Raw genomic sequence first — 21358 nt, forward strand, 5'->3', positions numbered from 1 at the left:
AGTTTAATTTAAACTCTCGTTTATAATAGCTATTAAATCGTTATTGATAATATTTACGTCAAACCGTTCTTCAGCATATTTTCTACTGTTAATACCCATTTCCTTTATTTTGTGGGGATTTGTAATAAAATATTCCATTGGCTTTATAAGTGCATCTAGATTTTGTGGTTCAATTAAAAATCCATTTACACCTTCTTTTACAGATTCTCTACAGCCTACAGAGTCAGTAGTAATTATAGGGTTTCCACATGCACAAGCCTCTAGTGAAGTCCTAGGTAGTCCTTCTCTGTAATAACTTGGTAATACAAAAATATCTTTTTCATGTAAGTGCTCTTCAATATTTCTTTGCTCGCCATGAAAAATAATTATGCCTTCTTTATGCAATTGTTTAAGTTCTTCTTCACTAATTGCAGATGGTGATATTTCTGGAGCGCCAATTAAGTGAAACTCTGCTTTAGGATATTTTGCCTTTAAAGCTTTTGCGGCTTCCATGTACAATGCAACGCCTTTTTCTTTTATAAGTCTTGCTATAAATAGAAAGCTGACTTTATCTGAAGGACTTTTTTCCTTAAATCTAAATTTGTCTAGGTTAATGCCCGAGCCACTGACAAAACCTGCTTTTTGGTTTTTTGAAATTACATTTCTATCTAATAAAAGTTGATGATCATCAGTATTCTGAAAAACGATGCATTTATTTTTTCTAATCGATAATTTATACAATGTTTCATTAAAACGTTGGAGTAGTCTAGCTTTAGAGGATAGGCCCGTAAACGTATACCCCAAACCAGTAATTAACGATACTACAGGTACATTACACATATTAGCAGCCATAGAGCCGTAAATTACGGGCTTAACGGTATAAGGAAAGACTAAGTCTATTTTATTTTCTTTTATGATAGACTTTAATTCTCGTATAGATTTAAAATCTTTTATGGGATTAAGACCTGTACGCTGTAAGTTAAACTGAACAGGAGTAGCACCAAGCTCTTTAATGCGTTCACTGTTTTTCTCTGCAAAGCTCGGAGCAGCAGCAAAAACCTCAAAACCGTAATCTACAAGGCTTTTGATGAAATCCCCTCTAAATCTAATGAGTGATCCGTCAAATGAAGCTATAAGTAATATTCTTTTTTTCTCCATTTTGTATTAGCTTTTTTTAAGAAAATTAAATTTATACCATTTTTGAAAACAGTAGAAAGACCAAACTCTAAACGTACTATCTTTTTTACTTTCTAAGTGATCTTTTACGAGGTTGGTTATTACCTCTACGTTGAAAAGACCTTGTTCTTTAAGAAAATTAGGATCTATGTAACTCTCTAGTTCCTTTCTTAAGCTTTGTCTTAACCAATCGCCAGTTGGACTACCGAATCCACTTTTACCTTTTTCTAAAAATTCATCAGGGAACTGATCTCTGAAAGCTTCTTTTAGAATATACTTTTTATTCCAACCTTTCATTAAATAATCTTCTGGTAGTATATTAGTAAATTCCCAAATCTCTCTATTTAAGAACGGAGCTCTACATTCTAAAGAAGTCATCATACTTGTTCTGTCTACTTTAGCCAACATACCGCCTTCTAAGCTTAAAATTTTATCCACCAACCTAAAATCGGTTAAGGACTCAATTTTTTGTTTCCCGAGAACATCTTTATATTCTTGAAAAAGATTGCTCTCAAAATGCTCTGGCTTTAAAATTTCTTTTAATAGATTGCTTGTATTAGCTAGAGAAATAATATCCCAATAGAAATCACCTTCATAATCAATAGCATTTAATAATTTGTTGATTTTAAAATTTCTACCACGCTTATCATCTTTATCTACAAGGTATTTGTTACTTAACTTTGATACAACTTTGTGAAGTCCTTTTGGCATAACACCTGTGTATCGTTTGTTCATTTTACCTATATAGTATTTGTTGTAACCGCCAAATACTTCGTCACCACCATCACCAGTTAGTGCTACAGTAACGTGCTCTCTAGTTTTTTCTGAAAGTAGGTGCGTGGGTAAAGCTGCAGTATCTGAAAATGGCTCATCAAAATTCACTAAAATCTCGTGGATATTATTTTTAAGGTCGTCTTCATCAATGATAAACTCATGATGGTTACTGTTAATCATTTTGGCAACGACTCTAGACTTGTCAGTTTCATCATAAGATGCCTTTTTAAAACCAATTGAAAAAGTGTCAATTTTTTTATCTGTGGTTTGCGATAAGCATAATGAAATTATTGATGAATCCACACCACCAGACAAAAACGTACCTAATCCTACATCTGCAATAGATCTGCTGTCTACACTATTGTAAACCAAGTCTTTAGTTTTTGCTTTGGCATCTTCAAACGATATGTTAGATGTTTTTGGCTTTGGTTCTACGTTTATTTTATGAATACTGGTTTGATGTGATGCTAAATCGTATTCTATATAATGATTAGCTTCTAACTTGTGAATGTTTTCATAAATAGTATGTGGAGCAGGAATATAGGTTAACCTAAAATAGAGATTCAATCCTGTTTTTGAAATATTAGGCTGAAAATCAATAGTATTGATAATGGATTTTAATTCTGATGCCCAAATAAACTCCTTGTCCGTATGCGTGTAATACAATGGTTTTTCACCAAAGAAATCTCTGGCAATAAACAGTTTGTTCATTTTTTTATCATAAATGCTGAAGCCATACATGCCATCTAGCCATTGGAAGGATTCAACACCATATTTTTCGTAGGCTTTTAAAATCACTTCAGTATCACTAGAAGTGTTAAAAGTAACTCCTTCAGCCTCGATCCTGGCTTTTATTTCTCTATAGTTGTAGATTTCGCCATTAAAAACGATAACAATTTGTTTATCATCTGTAAAAATAGGCTGTTGCCCAGAGGATAAATCTATAATGGATAGTCTACGCATTGCCATACCAACGGAGAAGTTATTGTTTTCTTCCGAAAACACACCATCTTCATCAGGACCTCTATGAATGATAAGATCATTCATATTATTAAGAATGGAAGTTAACTCATTCTTGTCTCGGTTGGTCTTGGCTATAATGCCATTAATTCCACACATATCTTTGGTTAATTAACTTTCTATAAATCTTTTAAATTTAGAATAAATATTCTCTAAATTATATTGCGTAGCGCGCTCTAAACTAAGCTTACTGTATTTCTCTCTTTCTTGCGGGTTTTGATGAAAATAATCCATGGCTTTGCTTAAACCTATATGGTCATCATTGTTGACAAGCAACCCATATTTTCCAATATGAAATTCGCCATTTTCAATTGAGATATCCTCGTTTTCATTCAATAACTCTAACGGACCCGAAAGACAATTAGAAGAAATACATGGTAACCCAATAGCCATAGCTTCTAACAACGCATTAGGAAATCCTTCTGTAAATGAACATAACACAAAACACTGACTAGATAATAAATGTTCATTGACATTCTTTACGCGACCACCTAGATTTACGCTATTTTCGAGATTGGCTTTAACGATTTCTTCCGAAAGATAATCTCGTAAATCTCCACCACCTAAAATTGTAAAATCATAGTCTAAACTAGAATTTTGAATGGCTCTAATAATCATTATCTGATTTTTTCGCTTATTCAGTGTGCCAGCGGTAATTGCTTTTAATGTTTCTGTTTTTGTATTGAGACTGCTAGGGTCAATGGTTTGTTCAGGCAGTTCAATAGGGTTATAAATAACCTCCATTGGTATTTTTACACGAAAATTATCTCTTAAATCATTGTTGATGTGTACCGAGTTAGAAAACAATTTAGTACATCTATTATAAAAAACAGGGTAGAATAATTTTGAAATGTAAAACGACAACTTACTTGTTACATTATCGGAAGGAAAACCTCTCTCGCTAATAATGGTTTTTACTTTTTTATTAAAAGTAGAAACAATTCCATTAATTAAATTCGGAAACGCTAGAAATGATATGGAAATGTCAATTTCATTACGCTTTACGAAACGATAATATTTTATAATATATCTAAAAGTATCTATGAATTTTAAATAAAATGCTCTGTCTGGTGGGTTGTCAGATAGTATTTTGGTAGTTACTCCATCTGGAATAGGAAAATGAATAGTATTATGGAAAAGCACCAAAGTAACATTGTAGTCCTTCCTCAATTCTTTTAGAAGAAGACTTATTACTTTCTCAGCACCTCCGCTACCTAGAGTAATACTAAGTATAGCTATATTTTTTTTGGTCTTTGGGGCCATTATTTATTCTAATTACCTATTTTGAAACAAATGTAATTGCTTATTAACTAATGATTTAAATCAACAACACTTAAATCTTGTAGGTTGTCTTGTTGATGTTAAAAAACAATTCGTTTTGTTTCTCGGTCAAATATAACAGTTAATGGCAGTATATTTTCATTTCTTCGATTTGTTGAGCATTTTTCGTGTTTAATAGCTTAATTCTAGGCATTTCTTAATTTTTCCCAGTTTAATCCACTAAAACATGGGCCTTGCACCATTTCATTAAATGTAATTCCGTTATGTCCGCCATTAGCTTCTATTATCTCTACCTCATTGTCCTTATTCACAATTATATCCCAACCAATACATCTTACAAATGGTATTTTAGAGTGCATTTGTTTTACCTTGCTGATGCACTTTTTAAATTCTGGCAGTACCATACCTGAAAACTCTAATTTATTCCCTGGTATTTGGTCGGTGGATACTGTATCGGCAAAATAAGCCTTTTTATAGAGGCTTCCATCGCTCATGATAATAGGAATTCTAAATTGACTGTAAGAATTAACGTGGGTATCCTTGCCTTGACCGAATCTAAAATAACCTGCTCTTACTTCGATTTCACCGACATCATTGCAAATTGAAGTTAAACGAATCGTTGATACAGAATTTTCATGAAACTGTGTGTAAAAAGGATGCTGTTCTATAAACCTCTGAAAGACACCATTACCTAATGCTTTAATCTTATCTAGATCAAAAGAATTCTCGTCAAAGAAGTAAATTCCTTCTCCTTTCCTAGACTCTTCTAATTTGTAAACTATTTTTTCGTTTAATTGAAACAACCTGTTTTTTAATTCATTTTCATTTATAATATTTAAATCTGCATCTAAAATTATATTATTGATTAAATAAGAAAGGTTTAAGTTGCTCGCATCATTAAGAAGATGATTAATAACAGTATTTCTATTACAGATTCTTCCATATTTTCCATTTAATTTTGGTAAAACAACTTCGCCATAATAATTGTCTGGTATCCATCCTTCTCTAAATTCATTATTATATGCAGTATACACAAAAAGCCATGGAGCATATCTGCTATGGCCAAAAACATCCTTAGCATATTCAATACAGAGCTTTTTCTTGGTAGGGTCTAGTCTTCCTTTTTCGGCCTCTACAACGTTTAATAATTTTTTAGCTTCAGCGTTATGTCCTAGATGATACATATACCATTTTCCTTGTTCAACCATGGATTTGGCGGTAGATCTTAATTTCTCCATTTTTTTTAGTTTTTTTTGCTTAACGAAGGGCTAATTTGTCTTGTGCAATTTTTCCCAGTTTAGTCCTTTAAAATTAGGTCCTTGAACAGTTTCACTAAATTTTATGCCACTATGACCACCATTTAATTCAATAAGTTCAACATCGTTATTATTATTGACAATAACATCCCATCCGATACATCTAATGAATGGAACCTTGCTGTGCATATTCTTTATTTTATCAATGCACTTATCAAATTCTGGCAATATTTTTCCTGCAAATGCCACATCATTATCTGGTAAATGCTTAGTTGGTTTCCAGGTAGGGTAGTAGGCTGTATCAAAAAGCTCACCAGTTTTAATATTAAAAGGTAATTTTAATGCTGATTTTGATATAACATGGGAATCGTTTTTGCGTCCAAACCTAAAGTAACCTACTCTTGGTTCTATATTACCTTCATCATCACAAACCGAAGTTATCCGAATTGTAGCCACTGATGTATCAGTAAATTGATTATAAAAAGGATGTTGAATAATATATTTTTGAAAGACTCCATTACCTAGTTTTTTTATGGTGTCTGTATTGAAGTCTTTTTCTTTAAAGAAATAAATTCCTTGTCCTCGTTGAGAATCTTCAATTTTATAAACAACTTTCTCGTTATCCTTAAAAAGATGTTTTTTTAACTCTTGTTCGCTTAAAGCATTGTAATTAGTGTCTATAAATAATTGATTTACATAATAACCTAAATCTAAAGTGTCCATGTCTCTTAAGAGACCATTTAGTACTGCATTTCTATCTCCAATGACTCCATAATTACCATTAATGCTAGGTATTACAATTTGACCGTAATAGTTATTGGAAATCCAACCTTCTTTAAATTCTCTGGCAAATGCGCTATAAACAAATAGCCAAGGAGCATATTTTTTATCACCAAACACATCTTGGGCATATTCTATACAAAGCCTCTTATGATTTTGATTAAAAGGTCCTTTTTGTTTTTCGACAATTTTTAGAATCCGATGAGCATCTCTATTGTGTTCGTTATGATAAAGATATGTTCTGGTTTTTTTAATAACGGATTTAGTAGTCTCAATTATAGCTCTCATTTAGTTGGTTTTAGCTAAGACCATATTAAATATTGGTCTATTGTTTGTTTTTTAAGGCTTCTAAGAATAACTTTTCATAATCTCCAATTATCTTATTTTTACTGAATTTTTTATACACAGATTCCCTAATTATTTCTGGATCCCATTCTCGTTTATCATTAAGCTTTTGTAGATATTCTTCTTCATCTTCAACGAGGAATCCGTTGACCTCATTTTCAACTATTTCTTTGGTACCGCCTGGAGAATTAAACGCGATAACAGGAACACCCACTACACAACTCTCTAAAAGGGCATTGGGAAACCCTTCGGAATATGAGCCTTGCAAAAACATATCATGTGCTACCAAGTGCTCAAATACATTATTGGTGTAATTGATATATTTTACTTTATCCTCTAATCCTAGTTTTTTTATCTTTTCTATTATTAAATCATAATAATCACCCTCGCCAATTATGGTGTATTGAAATGGAAAGTCAACTTTTCCTAAAGTGTCTAAGATTCTTAAATGTCCTTTGGTTTTACTTAACCTACCTACGGTTATATATTTTTTAATCTTATGACCATTTAAATGTATTTTTTTAATTCCATTAGTGTGTGTGATAGGATTATTGATTATCTTAACTTTATCACGGTCAACGTTATAGCCCTCAATTATACTTTGCCTCATATCTGAGGACTGACAAATGATATAATCGAGTTTTTTAAGACCGAAAACAAAATAATTGAATATTGAACCAATGAACGATTTTTTCTTTGGTGTTTCTGTTTTCTTCTCGTTTGGTGCATTTAGAATACTTGCATGACGCCCAATAAAAACAATCTTTGGAAAAAACAAGCCTATATAGCCCATGATTGAATTTAAATGAGAAAGTGAGCTTATAACTATTTGTGGTTTGTGTTTTCTGATCAAGCTGAACAGTTTAAATACACCTCTTAACACTCGAGTTTTATTAAGAAAAATTACAGGTATTCCTTCTACTTTAAATTTACTTTCACTTTCTAAACCTATAATTATTAATGTAGTATCAAATCGATCTTCATCTAAATTTTGAGCAATGAATGACATAACTCTTTCCGCTCCGCCAGCATAGAGTGTAGGCAATACAAAAAACGTTTTAATTTTATTTTTCATGTAACTCTGTTAATGTTAATAATTCACCAAATTTTTCATCACATTCTTGCTGCCAAAATTTTCTAAAGCCAGAAGACTGATGCAATGTTAATTCACCAAAATAGGTTTTGCCCTTAACGGAATAAAAATCGACTCTCAGGTAAATAAAGTCCTTAGCTAATTTTTCTGCTAATGCAATCATTTCTTCTAAGTTTTCTGGTCTTGGTAAATCCCTGCCGTTTGGTCTTCCCCAATTACAAGGTAAGAGATTCCAATTGGTGTCGTATAGATTTCTGCCACGTGTAGGCAAGTGTCTATCTACATCTACGCCAAAAAACTGTACTTTACCATTAAAACAGTGAATTTTATAATCATCAGGTAAGTTTCCGTCTTCTGTGGTCAACAGTTTTTCTACCACAATCCTTGGTTCAATATTTTTATATTGCCATTCTCTAGTAGCGTAATAGTGGTTTTGTTTTAAAAGTCTTTTAAAGCGTTTTCTGGTTTTCTTCCAATCTATTGTTGATTTATCCTGTACCACAACACCACCAGAACTATCGTGATTGCATTTTATAATATGATCTACATCTGGTAGGTTTTCTGGTCTAATATCTTCTGGGTTTTTCGTATGAAAGAGTAATGGGATTAAATATTCTTCGCCAATTTTCTCTTTAATATATTCCCGTACTTTGTACTTATCTGCAATTATGGTATGGATATCCTTTCTGTTATAAACCTTTAACCAGTTAATTTTTTCGTTTAGGGTTTTGGGGTTTTTTAAATCCAACGAGTAACCCATGTGCTTTTTAAAACTATTCTTTACTAAGACGTCACTAGGTATCATTTTGAGAATAAGCTCGTATATCTTGTAAACTGGTCTTACCGCATAATAACCAAGATCAGATTTGTAAATATCTGATACCTTCTTTCTGAAACCTTTTTTTCTTAAATCAGTACTCATTGATTTGGGCTAAATGTGTTTTATTATTTTTTTTATATCAACACTACCAATAGGTTTTGCCGGTACTCCAGCGAGAGCAACATTTTCTTGCTCACAAGATTTGTTGACTACTGCATTTGCACCTATTGCAATGTTATTTACAATTTTTATATCTCCATAAATTTTAGCACCAGGTGCGATGTAGACATTATCTCCAATCTGTGGTGCACCTTTCTCACCACCAGAAGCACCTATATTAACACAAGCATGTATTCTGCAATTGCTTCCTACCTTTGTGTTTCTATTAATTACTATAGTTCCATAATGCACAATAGATAAACCTGGACCAAAAACATTAATAGGGATAGAGAAGCCAAGTTTTATGGATATTTTCTTAAACTTATACTTTAAATACGCAACATATAGTTTATAAATACCACTGTTCTTACAATTGTTATAATACTCTAATTTACGCATGGTCTTTTGAAACTGCCATATGTAGTTAGGTGAGAGGTAGGTCATAATTTTACTACCAAAACCTTTGGACTTAATACCAAGGGCTCTTTTGTCTTGACTGATATATTTGTTATAGTCTTTTTTAGAACGTATCATGCTTCTATTAATTTTTCCTCTTCCAATTCCTCCTCTTCATTATCTATTTTATATATCTGATATTGAATCCACATCGCGGCAAAAGTCATATAGTAAAAAGTGAAAAAGTTATGATTTGCCAGTAAAAATACTGCTAAGGATATGGTCATCATTATAAGATAAGGGGCTTTTTTAAAATGCATAAAACTTTTAAAGAAGAGCCTGGCCATGTAAACTAAAAATAATAAAAAAGGTATTATACCTGCTTCGCCAATAATCATTAGGTATGAGTTATGAACTCCCATAGAATTAATTTTACCTGAAAATGTACCATAACCACTACCAATTATTGGAGATTCAAAAATCTGATCGTAAAATTGAGCCCAAGTCTCTGTTCTAGAATCTTCACTTATCTCTTCACTTGATACTTTTCGGTCATCACTTACAAGACTCTTTAATTGTTCAAATCTTGGATTGTTAAGACCTACGACCTGATCGATAAATAAAAGTGTTGAGAAAATTAAAAAGGCGATTCCGAATATCCTGACATTCTTTATACTTACTTTAAGAGAGATAAGATTAAGCAATACCCAAATAACAATAAATGTTCTTGAAAATGTCAACAATCCCATTAAGGTAAATACAAATTGACCTAGCAATTTTAACGTACTGCTTTTAAGCCCATAAATTATTGAATATCCATAAATACATATAAATCCGGCAACGTTTGCATTGAGGTAAAAACCGGCATAACGACCATAGTCGTTGGTAAAGGACATGGCTTCAACACCTATACTTAACGCACCTATAAGAAAGAATACAAATAATTCTAACGTACTGGTATTCTTTGCCAATTCATATCCGCCAATAACAAAAATGAAATACTTAATAAGCTCCATCATAAAAGCCATAGGAGCACCTTCATATTGCAACGCACCAATCATAAAATACAATAAGGCGATAATGATAATCCACCAGTTTGGTGTTGTTTTCTTTTCTAAAGCATAGTAAACCACCAACATAAAAATTGTAGCATAACTAAGCATTGCACCTACACCACCACCATAGGTAAAGAGCCCTATTGATGGAAGGTTTAGCAAAACAAGTGCTAAGGTTATGTACTTTATAATTTTCATCTCGTCAAACTATATGCTCCTTTATTAGTTTTTATTTAAATATGCGAATTTATCAATGCTTCCCATTGTGAGACTACATTTTCACTCTTGTATTGTTCTGTGGTCTGCTTTGCATTTTCTGAAAACTTATGCTGTAAATTTTCGTCACTAATCAAATCAGATAATTTATTTGTCAATGCTTCTTGATCATTAACCGGAATTAGATAACCATTTTCTCCATCATTTATTAAATCTGAGGGTCCAAAATTGCAATCCGTCGAAATACTCGGTAAACCAAAGTGCATGGCCTCCATGAGGGCATTAGGGAAACCTTCGGTCTTTGATGTGAACACAAAAATTGAGGCTTCATTATAATACTTGTCTATGTTCTTAACTTTTGATATGATTTCAATTTTCTCGGATAAATCATAGCTTTCGATGAGTTTGGTCAACATTTCTTTTTTGTTACCATCACCAATAATTTTTACTTTCCAGCCTTCGGGTTTTAGAGTATGGAAAGCTGTTATCAATTCATCATGACATTTGTTTTTATCCAAGCGTCCTACCGATAGAATTATTTTTTCCTGTTTTGTATTAGACCTTCTCAACTCAGACAATTCTGAAGAAATTGGATTAGGCAATATAGTAATTTTGTGCGCCTTAATTTTTTTCTCGTATAGCTTTTTTATGCCTTTGGTCTGAAGCACCAATGTATCTGCCATTGGATATACGTAACGCCTTAATATTTCCCAAAGCTTTGGAACATCCTCAACCAATGGGTTGTTACGTTCGCTAATTACTGAAGGAATACCATTACGCTTAGCTGCGAGAACAGTTAGGATATTCGCTGATGTTATAAACCCAATTAGAATATCTATTTGCTCTTGTTTTGAAATCTTGGTTATGCGATTTACCAAAGTATAATTCAGCTTTAGAGAGTCTATCATTGACTTTGGCTTCTCTGCTTTTTCAAGACAAGGTATAACGTTGATTCTGTCATCCAAAGCGTAAAAAGGTGTTGATTTTGAAAATGTGATAATGGTAATATCGAAGCGTTCAATGAGTTCGTTACTCAAAGTAGATATAACACGTTCTGCACCTCCTGAAGAAAGTTTACCGATTACAAATCCTATTTTCTTTTTACGAACCAATATCTTTTATTTTCTAATTAATTTTTTAGCGACTAAGTCCCTCATTCTGTAAACAAATACTTTAAAACCATTGTTGAAAACAAAGAGAGTTCCTCCGTAAATAACCGATACAATGGCTGTTATTTTGGCGGCATAAAATGTCCAGTCCAAAAAGTTTGAAGCCTCTCTATCGTATGTCATAAAACTGCTGATGGTATGTACTATAATTGCTGATATACAAAATATAGTCACTAGAGGTAAAACACCTTTCCAGTATAGCCATACACTTTTATGGAATCCGTTTTTGTATAAAAAATATGGTTTCCAGATCACCACCATCAATATAAGGCTGACCAGAGTACCAGTAATAACCCCATCTATTCCCCAAATACTTCCGCAAACGAATGAAATTCCAAGATTTAAAATTGCTTCAGAAGCTGCAGCCCAAGTATCTTGATAAAGCCCATAGGCGTTTTTAAAACGCTCTACTGTAGAACTGATTTGATATATAAAGAAGTTAGCGATCAATAACAGAAGCGTGGTTTTTGCCATAATATATTTTGCTCCTAACCATAGCAATATAAATGGCTCCATGGTAAAGTACAATATCATACTAAAAAAGCCAGCTATAAAAAACTGAATAGCCATGAGTTCCCAAAACACCTTTTTAATATTTTGTTGATTGTCTTCGGCAATTAGGTTGCCCACGGCAGAGCCTGTACCAGCAAAAGCCATCTTTACCAAACCTCCCAATTTAGTTAGAATCAGTTGGTAGTTCCCAAAGAATGCCACACTCTCTAGAGTCACCAATACAGCTATAAGGATATTGTCGGTACCATTCTTTACAAACGAGCCCATTTTATGAACAAATACCTGCTTTATCTTTTTAATGATGTCTGGATACTCTTTAATAATCTCTGCTTTTTCAGTAGAGTTTATAATGAGCCACGGATATTCCTTTTTTACTTTCTTTCGCAATAAAACACTGTAGATAATGCTGAAAATTAACTCCAGTACGATATACACATAAAAATCCTTGAGATATATAGCCACAATTGCTTGCAGGATGACTCTAACTATAATCAGGGTTTGTACATAACCTTGAATGATGTACCCTTTTTGATCGGCTCCCAATAAACTCTGATGATAGTTGGCAAAATAACTCAGTAGAGTAGAGAACAAGAGGGTGTAAAAAACAAAATAGATTAAAACTAATGTAAATGAAGTATCATTAAATATTAATGGAAAGAATAATGAAGTAATTACGCCTACACCAATAATGATATAGCCTATTCTTTTATACAAAACACCGAGTAATGCGATAATTTTGTTTATTTCCTTATGGTTTTTGTCAAAAATTGGTTTGTAAAGTGTAAAACCTATTGCTGTACCTATACCAAGTTCTGCCAAATTGAGAAACCCTAAAACACTTCGTAATGTAGTCTCTAAACCAATAAATTCGTCACCAAGATTATCGAGGAAAATTTTTCTAGAGAAAAACTGAACGAATATCGATGCAATAAAGAAGAATACACCAACTTTCGCGTTTTTTAAAGATTTACTTACTCTAGACATTTACAAGCATTTCGCTATTAAAGCATTACTAGCTACAAGGATATAAATTTTACTTAACTAATAAAACTTATGTGCCTTCTTAATTGTTACTCAATTCTAGAAAATATCGGTATAAAATATTAAGGGAATTCTTTTAGTTTTTGTTTCCGTCGTTATACCTCTGTTTTTTTGAAAGTTGAATTTCATAAAAAACAAATAGGTTGAAAACATTTTTCCAGGAACAATCTGCACCTTAAAATAAGACTGTGATTAAAATTTTAAATCACTTATAATTAGATTGTTACTTTGATTCCATAATTCATAAATAACGATATGTCTAGTAAATTTGGTTAAAGGCAAAGATGAAAAAAACAATCTTTCTGAAACACTTTTTTTGATGAAAAACATTATTTTACGTCTAAAATCAATTCATGCGATTAAAAGTATATAACTTAGGTGTAAGACCACGATTTTTGCGGATTGTGGAAAAATTCCTTCAATCCAAAGGAATGTTGATTGTGTTCCTGATTTCAGCTTCACTGATGTCTTTTGGCCAAACCGTAAAAGTTTCGGATTTTGGGTTTAACACGGACGATAACAAACCTGCGTTTTACAAAGCAATAAGAACTAATGACACCATAATAATTGATAAACAAAATAGTGAATGGTTGGTGTCTCCACTAACATTAAGGAACATAGAAAACAAGACGATTATTTTTGAAAAAGATGTAATCTTTAGAGCAAAGCCTGGAGCTTATACCTCTACAAGCGACTGCTTATTAAAATTTGTTGACTGTAAGAACGTTTCTATTATTGGCAATGGAGCTCTTCTTACCATGAATAAACAAGAATATGTTGATGGTGAGTGGAGGATGGGTCTAAGCTTTATGGGTTGTAGCAATATCTCTGTAAGTGATTTAACCATTTCGAGCTCTGGTGGAGATGGGATATATATAGATGGTTATAAGGACAAGTTATATTCTGAAAATATTAGGATTGACAGCATTATCTCTACCAATAACAAAAGACAAGGTATTAGTATTATCAGTGCTAAGGACGTTTGGGTGAAAAATTCAGTATTTACCAAAACAAAGGGTACGTTGCCAGAAGCTGGTTTGGATATAGAGCCTGATAAGGAAACCGATGTTGTTATCAATGTCAACTTTGACCATTGTTCTTTTACCAACAATAATCATTCTGGCATCGTTTTGGGACTGGACAATTTAACGGATCAATCCAAGCCTGTAAGTATAAATTTCACCAACTGCTATTTGAGCATGAATCACGATGAATCCAACCGTTATCCTGCCGCTGAAATTATTGTGTCCTCAAATGCATTTAATCCTGTGAGGGGAAAAGTCACTTTTAAAGATATAGTTGTGGATAGCAGCAAATGGGGATTGATTTATTCTAGAAAACCAAGCAAGGCCTACCAAGTGTCATTTAAAAATCTCAGCGCCAAGAATATTTGTCTGCAAAAAGATGGTATGAGTGTCATTTATTTGGAAGTTCCGGATTATTATAAGTCCTCAGGTCCACTAGGTGGTTTTTCTTTTGAAGATGTTTATGTAAGCTTTAATACAAAATCTTTATTCTTCACCATTAGAGGGTCGAGTTTGGGAACGCTCAATGGTGTTAAAAATGTAACAGGAAATATTACGGTTAAAAGCCCGAACCTTGTGGAATTGATAGAATATATTAAATATGACCCGAATAAGAACAGTAATTTTGATGTTGAGTTTACGGTAAAGGGTGGTGATTAATCACCATTAAATCAAATCTTAGTTAAATCCGAACTCATCATACCATCTACTCAGTACAAAAAGCTTCCAAATATTAGGTGTGTGTTTGGCCTTACCGCTCATGTGTTCATCTAAAAGCGTCTTGAATTTTTCAACATTAAGGTTCGGTACCTTGTTTAAGAAATCGTCATTAAGTGCGGTAAGAAATTCATCTTTAAGTTCCTTACGCATCCAATTACCAATTGGTACGGCGAAACCTCTTTTGGGTTGGTTAAAAACCTCTTCAGGAATATAGTCTTTCAATAAATCCCTCAATATTTTTTTCTGACGGCCTTTTTCATATCTAAAGTGCATCGGAAGCGTTCTGGCATATTCCACAACTCTATAATCCAAGAAAGGACTACGCACTTCAACCGAATAGGCCATGCTCGCTCTATCCACCTTAACATTACTGTCATTTTCCAGCCACAGTTTTATATTAAGGTCAGCTGCCTTTTGAAGAAATATATCAGACCATTTTTTATAGCCTTGGTAATGCTTCATGTAATCTTGGTTCTTTTTCTTTAAAAGCAAACCTTTTCTCGAAAAAATATTTTCGATAAAATCGTTTCTGGTTTTAGTGCTCAGGGCATTTCTAACTCTATGTGAATTCATGCCAAAAAGCTTTAGCAACGTAGGATGTGACAAAAACTTTCTAATTGGATAAGGAATATCAATGATTTTTTTGTTTCTCACCAAAGAATCAAAATAAGGATAGCCAATAAAACTCTCATCACCACCATCACCAGATAATGCAACGGTTACATATTGCTTTGTAACTTTATTGAGTAATAAGGACGGTAGGGCAGAACTATCTGCGAAAGGCTCGTCATAAACTTCTGTGAGTTTTGGGATGAGTTCTAAAATATCATCAGGACTACAAATCGTAGTCGTATGATTAGAGTTTATAATTTCAGCATACTGCTCCGCGATTTTACTTTCGTCATATTTTGGATCTTTAAAACCTATGGAAAACGTATTGATTTGTGTTGGTGATACTTTTGAAGCAATACTAGAAACCAATGCAGAATCTATACCACCTGAGAGAAATGATCCAATAGGGACATCGGACTGTAATCGAATTTTAACGGCATCCTTCAACAGTTCGTGCAATTCTTTTTTGGCATCTTCATAAGGAATATCCTTGATCTTAACCGGTTTTAAATTCCAATACTCTTCAACCCTCAGTTCATTGGTGTTAAAGTTAACCTCCATGTAACAGCCAGGAGGCAATTTGTAAATGTCTTTTGCTATAGTATACGGGCTTGGAACGAACATACAATCCAAAAACATGGATATGGCTTCTTCATTGATTTGTTTTCCTTTTAACATTGGACGTATCTGACTGCATATTTCCAATTCACTTCCATTCCAGTAGTAATAAAAGGGCTTAACGCCCATTCTGTCTCTGGCAGAAAATAGAGTATTGGTTGTAGAGTTGTATATACTAAATGCAAACATGCCATTGGTCTTATCTAAAACAGACTTTCCCCAATGTTTAAAACCAATTAAAAGGACTTCGGTATCACTTTCTGTTTTAAACTCATAGCCTAACTCTATAAGCTCATTTTTTATATCCTTATAGTTATATATTTCACCATTAAATACAAGAGCAAGATCCTCATAAAACATCGGTTGATTAGATCTTGGATCTAAATCCAATATGGCTAAACGAAGGTGACCAAAAGTAATATCACCGACTTTGTCTATACCAGTAAAATCGGGACCTCTAAAAGAAATTGATTCAAGCTTTTCTTTTACGACATTGTCTTCAAAAGGAATATTGGTTAAATATATACCACACATGTAGTTTAGTTTTTTGTAAAACAAAACAATTTTCATTTAATACCAATATGTTTTTTTCAAAAAACGTTTAAATGGCTATGAAAGCGTATGATGTGCTATTAACTTTTATGCTCATTCAGTATTTCGTGTCTAATTTCGTACGATTTTCGTTTTTATTTGTAATAATCTTCTTCAGGTTGTTAAAGTTGAATTTTGAACGTCTAAAAGGTGTATTTCACCGTATATAAGTCATATTTTAACGAAAGCGATTATGATTGTATTAAAATACTTACAAAACATTGCTTTATATCGAATAATAACGTATTTAAACTTGGCTACGTAATTTATTTATATATATTGCCTGCCCTTAATGAAAACTAAAAAATAGTTATGAGTACCCCAAACAACCTAACTAAGACCCTGCTGGGTATTGTCTTTTTTTGCTTAACTTCTTTAAATTTGTTCGCTCAAATACCTGCTTTTCCCGGAGCTGAAGGCTATGGTAAATATACCGTAGGAGGAAGGGGAGGCCAAGTAATTGAGGTTACCAACCTTAATGATAGTGGTCCTGGTTCATTTAGAGCTGCATGTGAAGCCTCTGGTCCCAGAGTTGTAATTTTTAAAGTAGGTGGAAGGATAGACCTTACCGGACCTACAATTAAAATCACCAATCCTAACATAACAATTGCAGGTCAAACCGCTCCGGGAGGTGGTATTATGCTTACCAGAGAAACAATTGATAGGCCTATTTTGGAGATTGATGCAGATGAGGTTATTATTAGATATATGAGATTTAGACGGTCTACATCTTATAGAAGTGGTAACAATGCTGACAATGTCTGGGTCAATAGTGGTAATAATATTATTTTTGACCATTGTTCTTTCGCCTGGTCTTCTGACGGTAATTTAGATATTGCTAATTATGATGGTCAGCCAGGAAGACCTCCACAAATTGAATGTTCTAATATTACAATTCAATATTCCATTTTTACAAACTCTTATGGTGGTAATAATAAAACGTTTCTAGTTTCAAGAGGACCAACAAATATAAGTTGGTTTAGAAATGCTTGGTTAAGTACGGCAACTCGTAATCCTTCTGTTTCCACACCAGTTAACGAAGCACCTACGTGGGACTGTTACTATGAACATGTCAACAACTTCCACTACGATTACACTAACGGACCATCTTATAACAATAACGACCCAAGTACGGATGCTGGTATTTACTATGTAAACGTTATTAAGAATTGGGCCAAAGAAAATGGTAACCCTTCACCTACGGTAGCTAACACCAATATTTCAAGTAGACGTTGGTTGCGTGCATCTACAGTTGGTAATGGCATGGAAATATATGTTGAAGATAATATTACACCATACAGACCAAATGACAGTTACGATCAATGGGAAATAGGCCAAAACGGTGGAGGACAAGCAGATAACGATGTGTTAATTCCTGAAAACTTAAGAAGCTATACAATAAATAATACACCAATAATTACAGATAATGTTGCTCTTTGGGATGCTATGGATATTTGGGATAATTTAAGAGACCATGTAGGCGCTTCCTTACCATTACGAGACGCTGAAGATGCACGTGCAGTTAATGATGTTGATCTAGGTATTAGTACAGAAAATAAAGTTAATAATGTTTTTCCAATTATAGTTAATGGTATACCCTATCCAGATAACGATATTGACGGTATGCCTGACTCTTGGGAAATAGCGGAATTTGGAGACTTAAATAGCGATGGTGTAATAGATACGGACGGTGATGGTTATACCGATTTAGAAGAGTTCTTAAATCAAACCGCCAATGGTCAAATCCCTGATATTCCTGCTGTAGCGGTAGAGGTAAGCCCAGAAACGGCTACCATAAATATACCTGAAACCATTAGCTTAACTAAGACTTTCACTCCAGTAAATACAACTAATCAAAGTGGTGTATGGACGTCTAGTGATCCTTCAATTGCAACGGTAGATACTAACGGTTTGGTTTCTTCAGTTGCCGAAGGTGAGGCAATCATTACATTTACATCTAATGATGGGGGATTTACAGACCAATCTACAATAACTGTTACTAATATTGTTATTCCATTAGAATCCATTACGGTTACACCAGATACAGCAACTTTAGACGTAGGTGAAGCGGTGCAATTAACCAAAGAGCTATTGCCTGAAGACACAACTGATACTTTAGGGACATGGACGAGTAGTGATGAGTCCGTGGCAACAGTAGACGATACTGGTCTTGTAACCGCAATAAGTGAAGGAGAAGCAGTTATAACCTATACTGCTAGTGATTCAGGTATGACTGATAGTTCAGCAATTACAGTTATTGACACATTTTACGGAACCTATGAACTTTACAATGCAACAACGGATCAATTGATTCAGAATATTGTAGGTGATGCTGATGTTAATCTGGGTAATGAATCTAACGAAATAAACTTTAGAAGTATTCCTCAAGGAGGAGATGATAGCCCTGATGTAGAAAGTGTACAAGTAGTTTGGACAGGTCCTACAAGCGGAACTTGGGTAGAAAGTGGACCAATATATGCTGGTCTTCCTGGAGGTCATGTAGATTTTGATTTTGAACCTTATGTTGTTGAAGCTGGCACATATACTTTTACAGTAACTTATTATAGTCAGGATGGTGCCTCTGGTAACATCGTAGCGGTTGATAATTTTGCCCTAACGTTCTATTTTAGTACGCTACCAGTTGCAAATGCAGGACCAGACCAAGAGATTTGCGATGGAGATGCAGCAACATTAACAGCATCTGGCGGACCAAACTTTTTATGGGACAATGGTGAAACTACGGCTACAATAGTTGTAAATCCATTAGTAACTACAACATATACAGTTTCAGTTTTTGATAACGAAGGGAATATTGATGAAGATAGTGTTACCGTTACTGTGAATCCTGTTCCTGTTGCAGATGCAGGTGCAGATGTAACAATTTGTGAAGGTGAAACAACAACTTTAACAGCTAATGGTGGAACCACATATTTATGGAGCACAGGTGAAACTACAGCTACAATAGATGTAAGCCCAACTTCAGATACTACATATACAGTAGAGGTTACTAACAATAACTGTACAAGCACGGATGATGTTACTGTATTTGTTTATAATGCACCAGATATTACTGTTAGTGATGACATAGTTATTGTTGAAGGAGAATCTTCAACACTAGCAGCCAATGGTGGAGACAATTATACTTGGAGTACTGGAGAGACAACTCCTTTCATTAATGTAACTCCAACTGCCACTACTACATATTCAGTGACATCACTTGGTGTAAATGGTTGTTCAACTACTGTAGAGGTTACAGTAACAGTTGTACCAGAAGTGATTGCAGATGCAGGTGAAGATGTGGTAATTTGTAGTGGAGAGAGTGTAACATTAGATGCATCAGGTGGTGTTACCTATACTTGGAATACAGGAGGAACAGGTGCTAACCCAACGGTAAGCCCAACTGTTACTACAACTTATACAGTAACAGTAGAAGACGCTTATGGCTATACTGATACAGACAGTGTAACGGTAACTGTAAACCAAACACCTAACCTTACGGTTACTAATGATATAACTATTATTGAAGGTGAGACTATAGAATTAGTTGCAAATGGTGCGTCTGAATATTTATGGAATACAGGTGATGTTTCAAGTTCTATTACCGTAAGTCCATCACAAACCACTACCTATACAGTTACAGGGACAACAGGAACATGTTCTGCTGAAGCACAAGTAACTGTAACCATTGAAGGGCCTTTTGAAGCTTCAGCTGGTGAAGACAGACGTGTTTGTGAAAATGACACTTATGAAGTTGTTTTAACAGCTAATACAGGTGACAGTTATTTATGGAGTACGGGAGAAACTACTCAAAGCATAACTGTAAGCCCATTGTCAACTACTACTTACACGGTAACAGTTACGGAAGGCTCTCAAGAAGATACTGATGACGTAACGGTTTTTGTAGATCCAAATCCAAATGTTGTAATTGTAAATGGTAATAGCGTTAATATTATGAATGGTGATTTTGTTACCCTATCAGCAACAGGTGCTAATACCTATCAATGGAACAATGGTGCAACACAGCCAAATATTGCAGTAAGTCCATCACAAACAACAACTTACGAAGTACGAGGCTATATTGGTGATTGTTATGACGAAAAACAAGTTGTAGTCAATGTTATTCCTGAGGTTGAAGCTGATGCTGGAGAGGATGTAGAAATTTGTCTAGGAGAAACAGTAACCTTAACAGCAACGGGAGGTGATGAGTACGAATGGAGTACTGGTGAATCGACACAATCAATTCAGGTGTCACCAAATACTACAACAGAATATACAGTTACGGTATTTAATGCTTTAGATTTTGACGAAGACTCTGTAATGGTTTTTGTTGATGATGATTGTGATGAAGAAGGAGGCGAAACAGAAGTCCCTGAAGATCCTCAAAATTTTTCTTTTGATGTGTTTCCTAATCCAGCTAAAAACTATGTAAATGTTAAACTATCTGGCTCAGTAGCTTTAAGTAGGGTTCATTTATATGATATTACAGGTAAGCTTATTCATTCAGAAATTATTTCAAATGACAATTTGAGTATGTCAACAACAACGAGAATAGACGTAACCATGTTGCGACCAGGCATGTATATTATTAAGATGAATGATATAGATAGGGAAATAACAAAAAGATTGATAATAAGATAAAAAGAAATAAAAGTTAGTTTTTATTATAGTGAAACGGCGCTAAACTCATAATTGAAATGAGATTTTAGCGCCGTTATTTTT

The 21358-nt window shown here is 33.8% G+C and carries 14 protein-coding genes; 2 read left to right on the top strand and 12 right to left on the bottom strand.

From position 1 onward, the window contains the following. Window positions 1–3: 3 nt before the first annotated feature. The 11 genes from ACQ65V_RS12150 to ACQ65V_RS12200 all read right to left on the bottom strand — a co-directional run bounded on the left by ACQ65V_RS12150 (window position 4) and on the right by ACQ65V_RS12200 (window position 13016). A complete protein-coding gene (locus ACQ65V_RS12150) occupies window positions 4–1137 on the bottom strand; it encodes a glycosyltransferase family 4 protein (RefSeq protein ID WP_430468109.1) in 1134 nt (377 codons plus the stop codon). 6 nt (window positions 1138–1143) lie between these two features. Continuing rightward, on the bottom strand, window positions 1144–3048 hold the full coding sequence (gene asnB / locus ACQ65V_RS12155; RefSeq protein ID WP_430468110.1) for an asparagine synthase (glutamine-hydrolyzing): 1905 nt from the start codon (window positions 3046–3048) through the stop codon (window positions 1144–1146). Window positions 3049–3060: 12 nt separating this feature from the next. Then, window positions 3061–4212 (bottom strand): glycosyltransferase, encoded by a 1152-nt coding sequence (locus ACQ65V_RS12160; RefSeq protein WP_430468111.1) that lies wholly within the window; start codon window positions 4210–4212, stop codon window positions 3061–3063. 203 nt (window positions 4213–4415) lie between these two features. Then, window positions 4416–5468 (bottom strand): sugar-transfer associated ATP-grasp domain-containing protein, encoded by a 1053-nt coding sequence (locus tag ACQ65V_RS12165; protein WP_430468112.1) that lies wholly within the window; start codon window positions 5466–5468, stop codon window positions 4416–4418. A 30-nt stretch (window positions 5469–5498) separates the two neighbouring features. Continuing rightward, window positions 5499–6554, bottom strand: coding sequence for a sugar-transfer associated ATP-grasp domain-containing protein (locus ACQ65V_RS12170; RefSeq protein ID WP_430468113.1), 1056 nt, complete (start codon window positions 6552–6554; stop codon window positions 5499–5501). 37 nt (window positions 6555–6591) lie between these two features. Beyond that, complete coding sequence (locus tag ACQ65V_RS12175; protein WP_430468114.1) at window positions 6592–7686, bottom strand: glycosyltransferase; 1095 nt, start codon at window positions 7684–7686, stop codon at window positions 6592–6594. Next, a complete protein-coding gene (locus ACQ65V_RS12180) occupies window positions 7676–8626 on the bottom strand; it encodes an ATP-grasp fold amidoligase family protein (protein WP_430468115.1) in 951 nt (316 codons plus the stop codon). The genes ACQ65V_RS12175 and ACQ65V_RS12180 overlap by 11 nt, the downstream gene beginning before the upstream one ends. Before the next feature lie 9 nt (window positions 8627–8635). Further along, a complete protein-coding gene (locus ACQ65V_RS12185) occupies window positions 8636–9217 on the bottom strand; it encodes a serine O-acetyltransferase (protein ID WP_430468116.1) in 582 nt (193 codons plus the stop codon). Beyond that, the gene (locus ACQ65V_RS12190) at window positions 9214–10332 is read right to left on the bottom strand and encodes an O-antigen ligase family protein (protein WP_430468117.1); all 1119 of its coding nucleotides are present in this window, start codon (window positions 10330–10332) and stop codon (window positions 9214–9216) included. The genes ACQ65V_RS12185 and ACQ65V_RS12190 overlap by 4 nt, the downstream gene beginning before the upstream one ends. A gap of 35 nt (window positions 10333–10367) precedes the next feature. Next, on the bottom strand, window positions 10368–11462 hold the full coding sequence (locus tag ACQ65V_RS12195; RefSeq protein WP_430468118.1) for a glycosyltransferase family 4 protein: 1095 nt from the start codon (window positions 11460–11462) through the stop codon (window positions 10368–10370). Window positions 11463–11468: 6 nt separating this feature from the next. Further along, window positions 11469–13016 (bottom strand): lipopolysaccharide biosynthesis protein, encoded by a 1548-nt coding sequence (locus tag ACQ65V_RS12200; protein WP_430468119.1) that lies wholly within the window; start codon window positions 13014–13016, stop codon window positions 11469–11471. 410 nt (window positions 13017–13426) lie between these two features. Here ACQ65V_RS12200 and ACQ65V_RS12205 point away from each other — a divergent pair, with 410 nt between their 5' ends. Beyond that, window positions 13427–14758 (top strand): right-handed parallel beta-helix repeat-containing protein, encoded by a 1332-nt coding sequence (locus tag ACQ65V_RS12205; protein WP_430468120.1) that lies wholly within the window; start codon window positions 13427–13429, stop codon window positions 14756–14758. A gap of 18 nt (window positions 14759–14776) precedes the next feature. Here ACQ65V_RS12205 and asnB (ACQ65V_RS12210) read toward each other — a convergent pair whose 3' ends face one another. Next, entirely contained in the window at window positions 14777–16582 is a 1806-nt protein-coding gene (gene asnB / locus ACQ65V_RS12210; protein ID WP_430468121.1) for an asparagine synthase (glutamine-hydrolyzing), read from the bottom strand. A 369-nt stretch (window positions 16583–16951) separates the two neighbouring features. On the opposite strand from asnB (ACQ65V_RS12210), the gene ACQ65V_RS12215 reads away from it, so the two are divergent. Then, the gene (locus ACQ65V_RS12215; RefSeq protein WP_430468122.1) at window positions 16952–21277 is read left to right on the top strand and encodes an Ig-like domain-containing protein; all 4326 of its coding nucleotides are present in this window, start codon (window positions 16952–16954) and stop codon (window positions 21275–21277) included. Window positions 21278–21358 lie beyond the last annotated feature (81 nt).

The organism is Winogradskyella ouciana (genome assembly GCF_965284585.1).
In the GTDB taxonomy this organism is placed as follows: Bacteria; Bacteroidota; Bacteroidia; order Flavobacteriales; family Flavobacteriaceae; genus Winogradskyella; species Winogradskyella ouciana.

Excerpts from the sequence above, each read along its gene's own strand:
- ACQ65V_RS12185 (WP_430468116.1), bottom strand. The coding sequence starts at position 9,217 with ATGATACGTTCTAAAAAAGACTATAACAAATATATCAGTCAAGACAAA.
- asnB (WP_430468121.1), bottom strand. The coding sequence starts at position 16,582 with ATGTGTGGTATATATTTAACCAATATTCCTTTTGAAGACAATGTCGTA.
- ACQ65V_RS12160 (WP_430468111.1), bottom strand. The coding sequence starts at position 4,212 with ATGGCCCCAAAGACCAAAAAAAATATAGCTATACTTAGTATTACTCTA.
- ACQ65V_RS12165 (WP_430468112.1), bottom strand. The coding sequence starts at position 5,468 with ATGGAGAAATTAAGATCTACCGCCAAATCCATGGTTGAACAAGGAAAA.
- ACQ65V_RS12175 (WP_430468114.1), bottom strand. The coding sequence starts at position 7,686 with ATGAAAAATAAAATTAAAACGTTTTTTGTATTGCCTACACTCTATGCT.
- ACQ65V_RS12150 (WP_430468109.1), bottom strand. The coding sequence starts at position 1,137 with ATGGAGAAAAAAAGAATATTACTTATAGCTTCATTTGACGGATCACTC.
- ACQ65V_RS12215 (WP_430468122.1), top strand. The coding sequence starts at position 16,952 with ATGAGTACCCCAAACAACCTAACTAAGACCCTGCTGGGTATTGTCTTT.
- ACQ65V_RS12180 (WP_430468115.1), bottom strand. The coding sequence starts at position 8,626 with ATGAGTACTGATTTAAGAAAAAAAGGTTTCAGAAAGAAGGTATCAGAT.
- ACQ65V_RS12205 (WP_430468120.1), top strand. The coding sequence starts at position 13,427 with ATGCGATTAAAAGTATATAACTTAGGTGTAAGACCACGATTTTTGCGG.
- ACQ65V_RS12190 (WP_430468117.1), bottom strand. The coding sequence starts at position 10,332 with ATGAAAATTATAAAGTACATAACCTTAGCACTTGTTTTGCTAAACCTT.
- ACQ65V_RS12170 (WP_430468113.1), bottom strand. The coding sequence starts at position 6,554 with ATGAGAGCTATAATTGAGACTACTAAATCCGTTATTAAAAAAACCAGA.
- asnB (WP_430468110.1), bottom strand. The coding sequence starts at position 3,048 with ATGTGTGGAATTAATGGCATTATAGCCAAGACCAACCGAGACAAGAAT.
- ACQ65V_RS12200 (WP_430468119.1), bottom strand. The coding sequence starts at position 13,016 with ATGTCTAGAGTAAGTAAATCTTTAAAAAACGCGAAAGTTGGTGTATTC.